The organism is Rickettsiella endosymbiont of Dermanyssus gallinae (assembly GCF_019285595.1).
GTDB lineage: Bacteria > Pseudomonadota > Gammaproteobacteria > Diplorickettsiales > Diplorickettsiaceae > Rickettsiella_B.
This window is the reverse complement of sequence record NZ_CP079094.1, coordinates 400,067-414,787: the sequence shown is the minus strand read 5'-3', so window position 1 is coordinate 414,787 and position 14,721 is coordinate 400,067. Positions and strand designations below refer to the sequence as shown.

General features: G+C 40.8%; 11 protein-coding genes and 4 tRNA genes. 5 read left to right on the top strand and 10 right to left on the bottom strand.

The window, feature by feature from the left end; translation table 11 throughout:
• Nucleotides 1–194: 194 nt before the first annotated feature.
• The 6 genes from nusG to KX723_RS02015 form a co-directional block, all read right to left on the bottom strand.
• Nucleotides 195–737: a transcription termination/antitermination protein NusG gene (gene nusG, locus KX723_RS02040; protein ID WP_246562486.1), complete on the bottom strand. Its 543-nt coding sequence runs from the start codon at nt 735–737 to the stop codon at nt 195–197.
• 97 nt (nt 738–834) lie between these two features.
• On the bottom strand, nt 835–1,206 hold the full coding sequence (gene secE, locus KX723_RS02035) for a preprotein translocase subunit SecE (RefSeq protein ID WP_218814442.1): 372 nt from the start codon (nt 1,204–1,206) through the stop codon (nt 835–837).
• 15 nt (nt 1,207–1,221) lie between these two features.
• Nucleotides 1,222–1,296 (bottom strand) — tRNA-Trp (locus KX723_RS02030).
• Nucleotides 1,297–1,300: 4 nt separating this feature from the next.
• Nucleotides 1,301–1,375 (bottom strand) — tRNA-Thr (locus tag KX723_RS02025).
• Nucleotides 1,376–1,407: 32 nt separating this feature from the next.
• A tRNA-Gly gene (locus KX723_RS02020) sits at nt 1,408–1,481 on the bottom strand.
• 120 nt (nt 1,482–1,601) lie between these two features.
• Nucleotides 1,602–1,686: transfer RNA gene (locus KX723_RS02015), tRNA-Tyr, on the bottom strand.
• Nucleotides 1,687–1,783: 97 nt separating this feature from the next.
• Between KX723_RS02015 and KX723_RS02010 the strand changes: the two genes are divergently transcribed.
• A complete protein-coding gene (locus KX723_RS02010) occupies nt 1,784–2,377 on the top strand; it encodes a YhgN family NAAT transporter (RefSeq protein WP_218814441.1) in 594 nt (197 codons plus the stop codon).
• A 127-nt stretch (nt 2,378–2,504) separates the two neighbouring features.
• Here KX723_RS02010 and rocD read toward each other — a convergent pair whose 3' ends face one another.
• Both rocD and KX723_RS02000 read right to left on the bottom strand, forming a co-directional pair.
• Complete coding sequence (gene rocD, locus KX723_RS02005; protein ID WP_218814440.1) at nt 2,505–3,758, bottom strand: ornithine--oxo-acid transaminase; 1,254 nt, start codon at nt 3,756–3,758, stop codon at nt 2,505–2,507.
• Nucleotides 3,759–3,764: 6 nt separating this feature from the next.
• On the bottom strand, nt 3,765–4,652 hold the full coding sequence (locus tag KX723_RS02000; RefSeq protein ID WP_218814439.1) for an arginase: 888 nt from the start codon (nt 4,650–4,652) through the stop codon (nt 3,765–3,767).
• 288 nt (nt 4,653–4,940) lie between these two features.
• Here KX723_RS02000 and KX723_RS01995 point away from each other — a divergent pair, with 288 nt between their 5' ends.
• From KX723_RS01995 to KX723_RS01980, 4 genes are all read left to right on the top strand, one after another.
• Nucleotides 4,941–7,118, top strand: coding sequence for a cation:proton antiporter (locus tag KX723_RS01995; protein ID WP_218814438.1), 2,178 nt, complete (start codon nt 4,941–4,943; stop codon nt 7,116–7,118).
• Nucleotides 7,119–7,240: 122 nt separating this feature from the next.
• The gene (gene pcnB, locus KX723_RS01990; protein ID WP_343230285.1) at nt 7,241–8,569 is read left to right on the top strand and encodes a polynucleotide adenylyltransferase PcnB; all 1,329 of its coding nucleotides are present in this window, start codon (nt 7,241–7,243) and stop codon (nt 8,567–8,569) included.
• Nucleotides 8,566–10,203 carry a glucose-6-phosphate isomerase gene (gene pgi / locus KX723_RS01985; protein ID WP_218814437.1) on the top strand — a complete coding sequence of 546 codons (1,638 nt, stop codon included), beginning with the start codon at nt 8,566–8,568 and terminating at the stop codon, nt 10,201–10,203. Before pcnB ends, pgi begins: the two co-directional genes overlap by 4 nt.
• A 79-nt stretch (nt 10,204–10,282) precedes the next feature.
• Nucleotides 10,283–11,158: an LOG family protein gene (locus KX723_RS01980; RefSeq protein ID WP_218814436.1), complete on the top strand. Its 876-nt coding sequence runs from the start codon at nt 10,283–10,285 to the stop codon at nt 11,156–11,158.
• On the opposite strand, the gene KX723_RS01975 is transcribed toward KX723_RS01980, so the two are convergent.
• On the bottom strand, nt 11,159–12,838 hold the full coding sequence (locus KX723_RS01975) for an ankyrin repeat domain-containing protein (RefSeq protein WP_218814435.1): 1,680 nt from the start codon (nt 12,836–12,838) through the stop codon (nt 11,159–11,161).
• Between the two features lie 14 nt (nt 12,839–12,852).
• The gene (locus KX723_RS01970; RefSeq protein ID WP_218814434.1) at nt 12,853–14,679 is read right to left on the bottom strand and encodes a hypothetical protein; all 1,827 of its coding nucleotides are present in this window, start codon (nt 14,677–14,679) and stop codon (nt 12,853–12,855) included.
• Nucleotides 14,680–14,721 lie beyond the last annotated feature (42 nt).

Here is a 14,721-nt window from a genome sequence, read left to right as displayed (position 1 = left end):
AAATACTCTTCGCCCTTGAATTTTTGTCTGCGTTCCCACTCAACTCGCCATCCTCATGTATGTTGAATACATTCCGGTGGCTTCGTTTTCGCGGCGCCTTGCCAAAAATCCCATGGCTATGAGTATATTTCCGTCCCCCTCTATATTTAAAGAGGGGGGCCTTGATAGATTTACCGGGGTAAATCTAAATTACATTAAGCTTTTTTAACTTGCCCAAATTCCAATTCAACCGGCGTAGAACGACCAAAGATGACTACCGCCACACTTAAGCGGTTCTTCTCGTAATTGACCTCTTTAACTTCGCCATCAAAATCAGCGAAAGGCCCATCGACCACCCGTACCACTTCTCCCACTTCAAACAAGACCTTAGGTTTGGGTCTATCCACACCTTCTTGCATGCGATGGAGAATTTTATCAACTTCTTTTGGACTCAGTGATACGGGCTTATCACTCGTACCACCAATAAATTTAATAACGCCTGGCGTTTTTTGCACTAGATACCAGCTATCTTCATCCATTTCCATTTCTACTAACACATAGCCTGGATAGAATTTACGTGCTGTCTTGCGTTTACGACCCTGACGTATTTCCACGACTTCTTCAGTAGGAACGATAATCTGGCCAAATTTATGCGTAAGCCCTTGCTGCTGGATACGGTCGTTTAGCGCCACTAATACCTTACGCTCATAACCTGAACGCGCCTGTACAACGTACCAGTGCATTTTATTAGGAGCCATGTTGTTTTCTACGACTTCCGATGACTTTTCAGGCTGGCTGGAAGAATCTTGTTCAACCTCAGTTTTTTTTTCTACCATAAATGTAAACTACCCTCTTCTAACCAGTTAAAAACGCAACAAGCCACAATAAGAAACTATCTACTGCCCACAAAAACAAACCCGCTAATAAGACCATCACCATGACCAGAAGCGTCGTACGCACCGTCTCTTGCCGAGTCGGCCAAACTACCTTATGCAACTCAGCACGCGCGGCCTGTGAAAATAACCACAGACGCCGTCCCTGCGTTGTATAAAAAAAAAGCGCTGCCAGTATAAGCGTGCCTATTATCCAAGCTATCAACCGAATAGCAAGGGGCTGATGCGAGAAATGGTAATTAAGGCCAATAGCCAGCGCTAGGCCTAGACCTATTGCCAACCATAGGAAAACATCTTTTGTCGATGCTTTGCTTTCTAATTTCGAGTTCTTCATCTTACCTTTTCTATCTGGCAGGCCAGGAGGGATTCGAACCCCCAACTTTCGGTTTTGGAGACCGACGCTCTACCGTTGAACTACTGGCCTAAATTGGAGCCCACAACCGGGATCGAACCGGTGACCTCTTCCTTACCAAGGAAGTGCTCTACCACTGAGCCATGTGGGCGACCGATTGTATAATAACAAATCTTCTTCACGTGGAGCGGGTGATGGGAATCGAACCCACGCTATCAGCTTGGAAGGCTGAAGTTCTACCATTGAACTACACCCGCGAGTACTCGAACTTACGTAAAAAGCCGTCTTTTGCACAACACTTAGGCCAGGAATACTAGGACCTATGCGCTACGCTCAAAACCCAATTTTTTGCGTAAACTCGAACCTTTTAAAATTTCTGGTGGAGGGGGAAGGATTCGAACCTTCGAAGGCTGAGCCAGCAGATTTACAGTCTGTCCCCTTTGGCCACTCGGGAACCCCTCCACAAAATTGAGGGGGCTATTTTGCGAAAGTCAAGGCTAGATGTCAACAACTATTCTCACTAAACTGCTATTATATATTTTTTATTAACGCCAACGTAATGAACATCTATTCTGCTGCCGTCACGCTTTATTTAGTTATGGATCCATTGGGAAATATTCCCATTTTCCTTTCCTTACTCAAACACGTTGATGCCAAACGGCGTACTCGAATTATTTTACGTGAGAGCCTCATTGCGTTTGGCGTCCTGACACTTTTTTTATTCTGTGGAAAAACAATTCTGCACAGTTTGAATATCAGCGACGAAGCCTTAAGCATTGCTGGAGGAATTATTTTATTCCTTATCGCCATTAAAATGTTATTCCCCAGCCCAAGCCGCTATACAGCCGATGAAGCCCCGGCAGAGGAACCCTTTATTGTACCCATGGCCATCCCATTTATAGCTGGCCCTTCTGCAATGACCACGGTTATCTTGCTTGCCAGCCAAGTTCCTAATCAAATGGGACACCTATTCATGGCGGTGGTACTCGCCTCTATCGTGTCCACGCTGACGCTTCTAGCCGCCACACCCTTACAAAAACTACTAGGCCCTAAAGTCATCGCCGCCTTAGAACGTTTAATGGGTATGATATTAACGACCATTGCCGTACAGATGTTTCTAACGGGATGGGCCATGTTTACTCTTCGCACTTGAATTTTTGGCTGCGTTGCCGCTCAACTCGCAATCCTCATGTATGTTTTAGGAACGAAGGCTGCTTCGTTTTCGCGGCGCCTTGCCAAAAATCCCATTGCTGTGAGTAATACGGCTGATCCCTGAGTTTTTAAATAGTCATACTCAGCAATACTTTTCTTAATATACCCAAGGCTTTATCCAGCTGCTCTTTTGTAATCACTAACGGCGGCGCTAAACGGATAACCGTTTCATGCGTCTCGTAGCTTAATAACCCTTCCTCGAGTAACTTCAAACAAATTTCCCGTCCTTTTACTCCCTCAACAAACTCTAAGCCTATAAATAAACCCTTACCACGAATCTCTTTAATAAAGGGTGTTTCTATTTTTAACAGCTCCTGGTGTAAATAATCCCCCAACTCTTCTGAACGCTGAATAAGATTTTCATCAAATAATACATCCAGCGCTTCTAAAGCAACGGCAGCGGCTAATGGATTACCACCAAAGGTACTACCATGATCACCTGGGTGCATAACATCCATTACCTCACGCTTACTTAAAAACAAAGAAACAGGCAACAATCCAGCACCTAAAGCCTTACCTAAAATTAAACCATCCGGTTTAACCTGCTCATGTTCGCAAGCTAAAAAACGACCTGTTCTACCCAAACCCGTTTGTATTTCATCGAGAATCAATAAAACATTATTTTTCCGGCACAACTCAGCCGCTTGTTTGAGATAACCGGTAGGCGGCACGACAATACCCCGCTCTCCTTGTATAGGCTCGACTAAAAAAGCCGCCGTATGCGGCGTAATCGCCTCGGATAAGGCTTCTATATCACCATAGGCTATGGTTTTAAACCCTGGTGTAAAAGGACCAAAACCTCGTTTATATTGTGGCTTTGAAGACACTCCCACCACGGTGGTGGTACGACCATGAAAGTTTCCCTTACAAACAAGAATTTCAGCTTGATCAGCAGGAACTTTTTTAACGGTATAAGCCCATTTTCTAGCCGCTTTTATTGCAGTTTCTACGGCTTCAACACCGGTATTCATCGGTAAGGCGCAATCCATTTTGCTAAGTTCGCAAACGCGTTGTAACAAAGCGCCCAGCTTATCGCTATAAAAAGCACGCGAACAAACGCTTAAGCGTTGTGCTTGTTCCGTTAACTTGCTGACTAAACGTGGATGACAATGACCATGACTGACCGCAGAATAAGCGCTCATCATATCGATATAGCGCTTACCGTTAGTATCTATCAGTTCAGCACCTAAACCACGGCTCAATACCACCGGTAAGGGATCATAATTGGCCGCACCATAACGCTTTTCCCTATCGATGACTTCTTCTTTTATATTTCCTGTAGAATTCAATATCGCAGGATTAAGGGCTGCATCATTTGGCATAAGGATTTAATCTCCAAAAATACTTAACACGATGTTGTTAATTAATAATTCAGTCTTACTATCTTTATCAAGATTCGGATTATATTCAACAATTTCCATACCGAGTAATTGTTTTTCCTGTTGTAACAATGTTAATGCTTGACATAAATCCTTACCTTTAATGCCATCCGGCTCTGGCACACCTACACCCGGTGCATCTTCAGGATCAACTGCATCCAGATCTAAGCTCACACCGAAACCGGCTGTGCCTTGCTTAGCACGTACCATGGCTTCCTGTAATACAGCGGCTAGACCTCTTTCTTTAATTTCTGGCATTTCATAAATACGCACACCTAAACGGCGTAACAGTTCAGCTTCCCCACTTTCAAAACTACGACTACCTATCAAACTGACATGTTCTGGCTTTAATTTTGGTGCTGATGCTAAAATCTGCGTCAAGTTCGATGCGCCATGGCCTAACAAGGCCGCCAATGGCATACCATGAATATTACCACTGGGTGTTGTTTCAAACGTATGGCTATCCATATGCGCATCTATCCAGATCAATCCTAAGGCCGCATTTTTTCTACTTAATTCAGCGGCAACACCACTCCACGTGCCTATTGCACAGGAATGATCACCACCTACCACTATAAATGTTTGTTCCTGTTCTGTTAAACGCTGTGTAAGGCCTGCCAATTGCGTGTTGAGCTCAACAACCTGCGCTAAACGATCTTGATTTGAGTCATGTTGAGGAACCAACATGGCTTGCCAATGACTTTTTAAACCTTTATCTAACCACTGTTTTTCAACAGCGCCTTCCTTAAGTCGTAATGGCCCATCAGCACAACCTGGATTATTTGCAGCAATTCCTGAAGCATAACCCAGCAATACCAAAGACTTCGATATCATCATTAAATTCCTATGTGTACTCTTCGCACTAGAATTTTCGGCTGCGTTCCCGCTCAGTTCACAATCCTCATGTATCCCACATACACTGCGGTTGCTCACTTTCGCGGCGCCTTGCCGAAAATCCAATTGCTATGAGTATATTATTTATTTATTTTGAAGCGTTGTTCACTCGCTGTCATGAAAAAAACAACGAATAGTATATAGACTCTATATTTATGAGACCACATAACTTTTACAACCGGTATTCAAATAAGACTTGATATATCAGCAAAGCTGACTAACAATAGATCCATGCAACCACTTGCGCCACTCATCAAGGACCTTGCCGTTATATTGGGCGTAGCCAGCTTGGTTACACTTTTATTCCAAAAAATAAGACAACCGGTGGTACTCGGTTATCTTTTGTCTGGCATTATTGTAGGTCCGCATTTACCCCCTTATGACTTAGTCACAGACGTTCCTAGTTTGCACACCTTATCTGAGCTAGGCGTTATCTTCTTGATGTTTTCTTTGGGCTTAGATTTTAGCTTTCACAAGCTCAAACGTGTTGGAAGCCCGGCTATTATCACGGGCTTATTTGAAGTCCTGCTCGTACTGGTTATTGGTATAGGGCTAGGAAAACTCCTAGGCTGGCCTATTTATGATTGTATTTTTTTAGGCGCTGCCCTTTCCATCTCATCCACGACCATTATTATCAAAGCCATGGAAGAGTTAGGCTTAAAAAGTAAACACTTTGCAGAACTCGTCTTTGGCATACTGATTGTCGAAGATCTGCTGGCCATTTTATTGCTCGCCGGTCTTTCTATTGTCGTCGGTACACATGCTGTACTATCGGCAACGCTGGTGGATTCAGCGATTAAACTCTTCATTGTCGTTGGAAGTTGGTTTTTAGTCGGTTACTTTTTAATTCCTTCCCTAATCCGAAAATTAGTTGATGTCGCCAATCAAGAAACATTGACTATCGTATCCGTCGCCCTTTGCTTATTATTGGTCTGTATAGCGGCTTATTTTGGTTACTCTAGCGCATTAGGCGCGTTTATTATGGGCTCTATTCTGGCAGAAACAGATTTAATTCAGTTCATCGAACAATATATGCGGCCCATTCGTGATATTTTTGCGGCTGTGTTTTTCATTTCAGTGGGAATGCTTATCGATCCCGCTGTCATTATTGATCAACTGTGGGTTGTATTACTCATCTCTGCTGTCACCATTTTTGCTAAAGTTTTAACCACCGCAAGTGGTGCTTTAACCGCAGGTCAAAGCTTAACAACCTCCGTACGCGCTGGATTTAGCATAGCGCAAATTGGTGAGTTTTCCTTTATTATTGCTGGCTTAGGTCTCTCATTAAACGTCACACGACCTACCTTATTCCCTATCATCATCGCCGTCTCTGCTGTTACCACCTTTACAACACCTTATCTGATTCAAGCCTCTGCTGCCGTCAGCCAACAGCTAGAAAAAAAACTACCGGCTTCGTTTAAAAACTTTTTAAGTCACTATGCGATATTAATTCACCGTTATTTAATGTTGAAGAAGAAACGCGCTATCTATAGCCAATATATTGCCAAGTTATTAATTAATGCCGTCATGGTTGCCATCATTTTCACACTCAGTGAAAAATGGATCTTCCCTCGAATTAGCGAATGGGTAACAACCACCTATTGGGTGAATACGCTCAGTTGTCTTATCGCTTTATTGCTAGCTTCACCTTTTGTTTGGGGGATGATTTTTGCCTATAAAATGTTCCCGTATCGCTCTCATGCCGTGATAAAACCCATTATCGCCATGGGGTGGATATTTACTTTTACGGTTATCACAACACTGGCTGTCACTTATTTCCATACTTGGTCGATTACATTTCTTTTAGCGCTTATTGCCTTCCTGCTGTTTAGCGTACTGCATAAGCCCTTACAAAAATTTTATCCTTGGTTAGAAAAAAGATTTTTAGACAATATTAAAACGCCTAGCCACCAAGAAACATCAAAAGATGAATTAATAGCCTGGGGAATAAATCTAAAAGGGACAGATATCAGCAGTAATTACTACTTCATTAATAAAACGCTTGAAGAATTAGCACTACATCAGCAATTTGGAATTCATGTCATAGCGCTTTATCGCGGTAGCAAAGTGATACTTGCGCCTAAACACCAAGAAAAAATTCGTCTGTATGATAAATTATTTATTTTAGGTAACGACGAACAAATTGACGCCTTTAGCCAACTTTTACAAACGGGTATTTATCAAGAAGAGCTTGAGCTCTTTAATCACTTTGAATTAAAAACGTTTTTACTGGATAGAACACATCCTTTTGTGGGGCTGACGATCGAAGAAGCCATGGAAAAAAGTCAGTTAACTGGGATTATACTTGGCTTAGAGCGTAAAGGCGTCAGAACTATTAATCCAAGCAAAGAAACTATTTTAAACAAAGATGATTTGTTAATCTTGCTTCTAAGTAAACCATTTACCTAGACTTCATCTAGGCAACAGGTCAAAAAGCAGGCAATATGTTAGCATATTAAACGGTTATATACGCACAGCCGAAAATCCAAGAGCGAAGCGTATAAACAACCCGTTTTGTCATTTAGAGGACCATTACCATTATTAAGCAGTTTTTCCACCGTCTTTTCCCCAAAAAGAAAGTTTATCCAGAAGCGACTATCATCCCCCGGGCGGAACATACAATCTCGCGCAAAAACATCTCTGCGAATGCGCTTAAAGTACTTTACCGGCTTGATCAGCATGGTTATAGCGCTTATTTAGTAGGTGGTTGTCTACGTGATATATTACTTCAAATAAAACCTAAAGACTTTGATATCGCAACCGATGCACGCCCTGAAAAAATAAAAAAACTCTTTCGCAATTGTCTTTTGATTGGCCGACGCTTTCGCCTTGCCCATATTCGCTTTGGCCGCGAAGTGATTGAAGTCACGACTTTCCGTGCCGATGCTGAAAAAAAATCGTTAAAACACCGAACCGTGGCCGCTCATGGCATGTTGTTACGTGACAATATCTATGGAAGTATTGAAGAGGATGCATGGCGCCGTGATTTTACGATGAACGCTTTATATTATAATATCGCTGATTTTTCGTTAGTGGATTATTGTGGAGGACTTAGCGATATTCAACATAAGACTGTTCGTATCATTGGTGATCCACACACACGTTATCATGAAGATCCGGTGCGTTTATTACGTGCCATTCGTTTTGCGGGGAAATTAGGTTTTACATTAGATCCAGCCACGGCTGAACCTATCCCTGAACTAGCCAATTTATTACGTCATGTTCCCCCTGCACGTTTATTTGAAGAAATTCTCAAACTGTTTCACCATGGTCAAGCGTTTGCAACCTATCAACTTTTACGCCATTACCAATTATTTAATGAATTATTTCCACAAACATTTGCTTGCCTTGACAAACCAGCCACCGAAAAACTACTAGAAATTGCCTGTAAAAACACCGATCAACGACTTCAAGAAGGCAAAACCGTTTCACCGGCTTTTTTATTTGCTATCTTTTTATGGCCAGCCGTACAAGCAAAAGTTCAACATTACAATAAACAGCAGACGCCTCTATTCATTCTTTATCAGCACGCTATCAGTCATGTTCTGGCAGAACAACAAAAACAAATTACTATTCCACGCCGTTATAGTACGACGATTCGAGAAATATGGGATCTACAGCAGCGATTAATTCAACGCCGTCCTCATATGATCAATCGATTGATAACACATCCACGCTTTCGTGCGGCGTATGACTTTTTACTGTTACGTGCACAAATACAAGAAATACCCTCCGAGATCGCAACCTGGTGGACCGACTTTATAGCCGCTGATGAAAGCACAAAAACACAATTAATTGAACAAATTATAACGCAACACAAAAAACCAAAACGCCATAAAAAGCGAGGAAAATTTGTATGAATGGACCGACAGAGGCACCGATATGGAAATCCCTAGCGCAACATGCTTCTGAGGTAAAAAAAACATCGATTGCAGAATTATTTGCAAATGATCCGCAGCGTTTTAAACATTTTTCTTTACATCAAGCGGGCTTAAGTTTTGACTATTCTAAAAATCCCATTACTAAAGAAACATTGGATTTGTTATTCAAACTTGCCGACTCATGTGAAGTAAAGAAACATATTCTCGCTTTGTTTTCCGGCGCATGTGTCAATACCACTGAAAAATTGCCGGCACTGCACACGGCATTACGCGACCCACGAACATCTGGATTAAGCGTCAATGGCGCTGACATACTCCCGCCTATTCACGCCGCTTTAGATAAAATGACGGGTTTTGTCCAGCAAATACACAGCCATACGTGGCGTGGCGCAACCGGAAAACCCATCACCGATATTATCAACTTAGGGATTGGCGGATCAGATTTAGGCCCATTAATGGCGATAGAAAGCTTAAAACCTTATCAACAAACACCGCTGCGGTTTCATTTTATTTCTAACGTCGACGGCTACGCGCTCAATCATTTACTAACGCAGCTCAATCCAGAAACAAGCTTATTTATTATTGCTTCAAAATCTTTTTCTACTCAAGAAACCTTAATCAATGCAAAAACCATTTTAAAATGGATGCAAGAAAAAATTACGCACCATAACCCACTACCCCAGCACTTTTTAGCGATTACCGCACAAACGAAAAAAGCCCTGCAATTTGGTATTGCAGAAGAAAATATCTTTCCACTTTGGGATTGGGTCGGAGGCCGTTTTTCCTTATGCTCCTGCATCGGTTTATCACTGGCATTATCCATTGGTATGAAAAATTTCCGCGAACTTTTACGTGGCGCTCATACGCTAGATCAGCATTTTTTCAAATCGCCTTGGCAAGAAAATATGCCGCTCATTCTGGGATTACTCGCCATTTGGCAAAGGAATTTTTTTCAATCCGAAGCACATGTTATTCTGCCCTACGATGCTGCACTCAAGTATTTTCCGGCTTATTTGCAACAGCTAGAAATGGAAAGCAATGGTAAATCAATTCGTATCGATAATAAAAAAGTAAATTACGCAACCTGCCCAATCATTTTTGGCGAGGTGGGACTGAATGGACAGCACGCCTTTTACCAACTTTTTCATCAAGGCACTAATCGCTTTTCTGCCGACTTTATCTTATCCCTGCGCAATCCGCAGCACACACTGCAACATCACCATCAACATGCGATTGCCAGCGCATTAAGCCAAAGCAAGGCATTGATGCAGGGTTATCACAGTGATATACCCTATAAAACCTTAAGTGGAAATCATGCCAATAATATCTTGGCACTCGATGAACTCACACCGTTTAGCTTAGGGATGCTCATTGCCTTATACGAACATAAAGTATTCGTACAAAGTGTCATTTGGCAAATTAATCCTTTCGATCAATGGGGTGTAGAATATGGAAAACATCTCAGCCAATCTATTTATAACGCTTTAGATAAAAACACCGCCACATCAAGTGATGACAATTTTGACGCATCTACACGAGGTTTAATTCAACAGTACCAGCACATTAATAGTAATGATGTGCCGAGAAAACATCCTAAAAATGAACCCTCCTAATTTGAATACTCTGCATTGTAAACGACTCAATACACTTATATACTGAAAGTATTATTAATCACAAAGCTAATATGGCCTGATGGACATTAATCACGCAAAACCTTTTTCATCGGCGAAAACCGAAGTCAAAAAACGCAGCAAAAAAGTAGCCTGGCCTGCTTTTGAACTTGCCTTTTTAGACCACGATTTTTTATTACATAAATCCTTACGATCAGTACGGTTACAACTTGAACTATTAAAACCGGAACTCTCGCAGCAAAAACTCAAGATCGAATCGACCATCGTTGTTTTTGGTAGTGCCAGAATTCCTGACCATGAAACCGCTAAACAACAACTCAAACAAGCGCAACAAAAATTAAAAACTAAACCTAGCAGCCTTACTTATAAAAAAGCCGTGCAAATAGCTAGCAAACGGCTTGAAGGCGCTAAATATTATCAAGAGGCACAACGCTTTGGCCAGATTGTCTCTGAACGCTGCCAAAAAAATCGACGCCGCCATTTCGTTATCGTAACGGGCGGTGGACCGGGTGTTATGGAAGCTGCTAATCGTGGTGCACAGGATGTCAAAGCCAAAAGCATTGGTTTGAATATTGTCTTACCACATGAGCAAGCACCGAATCCTTACATCTCACCTGAGCTTTGTTTTCAATTTCATTATTTTGCTATACGTAAAATGCATTTCTTAATTCGTGCACGTGCTTTAGTTTGCTTTCCTGGTGGATATGGCACATTAGACGAATTATTTGAAGCACTGACCTTACTACAAACAAAAAAAATAAAACCGATCCCGCTACTATTATTTGGAAAAAGTTATTGGTCTAAGCTGATTAACTTTAAACTGTTAGTCGATGAAGGCATGATATGCCCGAGTGATTTAAAATTATTTCATTACGTAGAAACGGCTGAACAAGCTTGGAAAATCATCGCAAATTTTTATAATTTGCCGCTAAAATAATTACCTAGACAACCTATTATAATTACTCTGTTCCAAATTAGTGAAACATATTGCCTCTCTCTGCTGAGTTTTCTCAGTAGAAACCTGGCTATCTAAAGGCGATGTCAACAGGCCGCATGCTGTTGGCTCATACAGCTTCGCTGATGTTTTTTTATTTTCCTGACCAGAACCCACTATAAACGTATAAGCTTGTTCAACAAACCTAGGTATATACTTAACGGTTATCGCCGTTACGATTGCCGTCGTAAATGCAATGGCTAATAAAAGGGGCGTTGAGCTAAGAGAATAAAAAGATAAAGTGATGCCTAACACCACCATCGAAGCCGCCACAAAAAAACTGAATAATCGTTGTAACAAAACAAGTACATAGGCACTGTTATTTTCTACTTGTACTTTGTTGATATCGCCTTTTTTTTCAAACGATTTAATAATAGCGAGGCACTCATCGCCTGCAATACCACGTGGCGTATGTCCACCATCTGTTACCGCATCGACATCCGCGCCCGCTTCAAGCAATAATTTGAAAATCGCGGGATATCCGCCGCCGTCTACGGCACAATGCAGCGCAGTCAATCCATCGTTTGCTGTCGCATTAGCATCCGCACCTGCTGCAAGCAATAATTTGACAATCGCGGTATATCCACCTTCTACAGCAACATGAAGCGCGGTAAGACCATCACTTGTTTTCGCCTTGATATTAACTTCCTTTTCAAGCAATAACTTAACCGTCTCGGTATGCCCACTCCCTGCAGCAATGAAAAGCGGAGTACGCCCATCACTTGTTGCCATATTGACATCTGCTCCTTTTTTCAACAGTAATTCAACTGTCTGAGTATGCCCACTCTCTGCAGCACGAAAAAGCCATGCCCCTCCCCCTTGCCCTATCACCTTTGCTTTTTCTGCCGTAACCTGATGAATTTTTTCACAACGCGCATGCCAACTATCAATAAGCAATTTAGCCTTTTCTAATTGATCACCTATAGAGTAAACAGCGGTGCACAAAATAAGTGGCTTGTCATTTGCGGTGTCATTAGTAAAAATTTTTCTTATTTTTTTAGCTACTTCAACATATTGATCGCTAGAAAATTGCGTTACTGTAGCCGCATCGTCGATAGTCCAAGGGAACACTGAATTAGCGGCATCATAACCCAGCATAATCAAATGCCTAGGACTAGAAAGTAATAATCCGCAACGTGTTTCTTTATGAAGGGGTGTTTCCATCACTTTTTGCAAGGAAGTTAAATAAACGTCCATTTCGGTATACTTATAAACAGCTGAAAAAGAAGATACTTGATGTATTCCGCCTCGCTTTTCTGCTAATTGACTTTGTGCAATGCTCGCAACGGCAGCAACATCAGATTGTCTAAGCACTGTTAAACTATCAAACCAGTCAAGGTACTCATCAGGCGAATGAAAAAGCTTTACCGTCTGTAAATGTGCAAGAATATCAGAATATTTCAGCACGCCCTTCTCATCACGTGATTCTAACTTATGCTTAAGCACGTCATCAGGCTCTAAATTTAACTGAGCCATTTTTTCTAAACGTTCAATATAGTTTTGCTGATATTCCGTACCTAATATAAAAGCTTGTAAAGCCAAAACAGCAGAACCATGACAGACACCTTGCTCTTCAGAACCAAGTCCTGCGAGCCTTATTAAACGAATAATAGTATCTTTCATAAAATGCTCTGATATTATTTTGGCGTTAGCCTTGGCGAGCATAAATTCGCTTGTAGGTTAAAAATATTGGCATGTTCATCGCTCCCCACTTGCGTTTTATATTCTTCTATAAAATTATCTTCGAGCTTTTTTAGTTCAGATTTAAGCGGTTTATTCTGCATAACATCAACAACACTATAGTTACCTTGTAAGAATACAGCAAAGGGATATCTATATCGTGTTGAAAATAATGCTTGGTGTGCCTTGATAAGCGCATAGTTTACTTTCCAGTTTGAATGGTAGCTAGACAAGGTTAAAAAGATGGGCTCTTTTATTTGGCCTTGCATTAACTCAAGCGCGCATTGCATTTTTGTTCTAGCAAAATCAAGGTTCATATTGCTTTGTATGAAAGAAGGATTGGTATTTCCATTAATCGAATCAATAGAAACTTGCAAATCACTACCATCACGAGCTGTTTTTTGGATAAATACGACGTCACGTGCTTTTTTAAAAAAACTGCTAAGCGTGGTGACTTTAGTAGCTTCAAGTAAAGTATGCGTTGAATTAAATTTGATAACCGTATGGGTATGCTCAAGTGATGTAGACGAATTATCTTTCACTTGGGGTGATAATATTTTATTGATAAGCTCCTTACGTGCGCTAACTAACGCTTCCGGTTCTTCTTTGTATCTCTCATCGCCCTCATCTTCTGGTATGTTGATAACTTTAAAAAAATGCCAAGGACTTTCTGCTTTAACGATCAACTGCGTTGAATCGTTATCATTTATTTCGATGATAGCACCCAGTGATTTCTCGATGTTTTCTAATGCCGTTATATAGGCCGGAATATCTCCTGATTGCTGACAAATGTCCTCTATAGATTTAACGGCCTGTTGATAACTTTTTCTATCTTTATATGACAGCCCAAATTCATTTAATTTTTTTTGAAGTGCTTGTTTTTTATCATCGAACGTTCCAGCCTCTATCAAATTTGCTAAATTTTCTAATGCCTCTTTATCAGATTTAACAATAACGTGTAGTTCTCGGCTAGTCGCATTTTTTAGGTTTAATTGTAATCGTATAGCCGTATTTTTAATAAAATTGTTTGTTAATTGGTAATAGTTTTCTAAATCTTGTGCTGTTTTATTTGGGTAAATGTCAATTACTTGCTGAGCAAAATCAGTGGCCATACCTTCTGCGTGCTTCGCTAAACTACTTTCAGTCGCTAACCATACAATTATTTTATCGAAATTCTTTTTTAAAACAATCATTTCATCTATCATTCTTTTTTCGATGAGGGCCATTAGCTCATCCTCCAGCACTTTCCGCTTTACCGGATCACCATCCAGCCATAAGTGAGTCAAGCGATAGAGTTCATAAGCTAACTGAGCCGCAATGCGCTCATTGCTTAAATAAGCTTTTTTAGCTAATTCGTTTACTAATATTGGCTTTGCATGGTTGAGCAAGGCTTTACTGACTAAGTCTCTTGTTACTTTATTACGCCTTATGTCCATAAAAAAATCAGGAAGTTTCCTTTTCAACGCCTTGTATCGCTTTACTTCAAACTGGTAAACCTCATCTTCCGCCCAGGCTTCAATCTCTTTTTGCTTAGTTAACACAAATTGGGACAAAGCTGTGTCAGAATCAACCTTTATTTTCTTTAAAATTGCAATCAAAATACTATTTATTTCTAAGCTGTTTAACGTTTGAGGCAATAAAACCGCCGTAGAAGTAGAAGAGATAGGCTTATTGTTTATTTCAGTAATTTTTTCCTTTATTACCGCTAAAATTAATTGCTCAATCTCTTCTTTTGTAAGCGTTACAGTATTCGCGACTGCAATTTGTCCATCTTCCTTTATCATTCTATTTCTCCTTTTCCCTATTATTATAAATCCATTATTAGC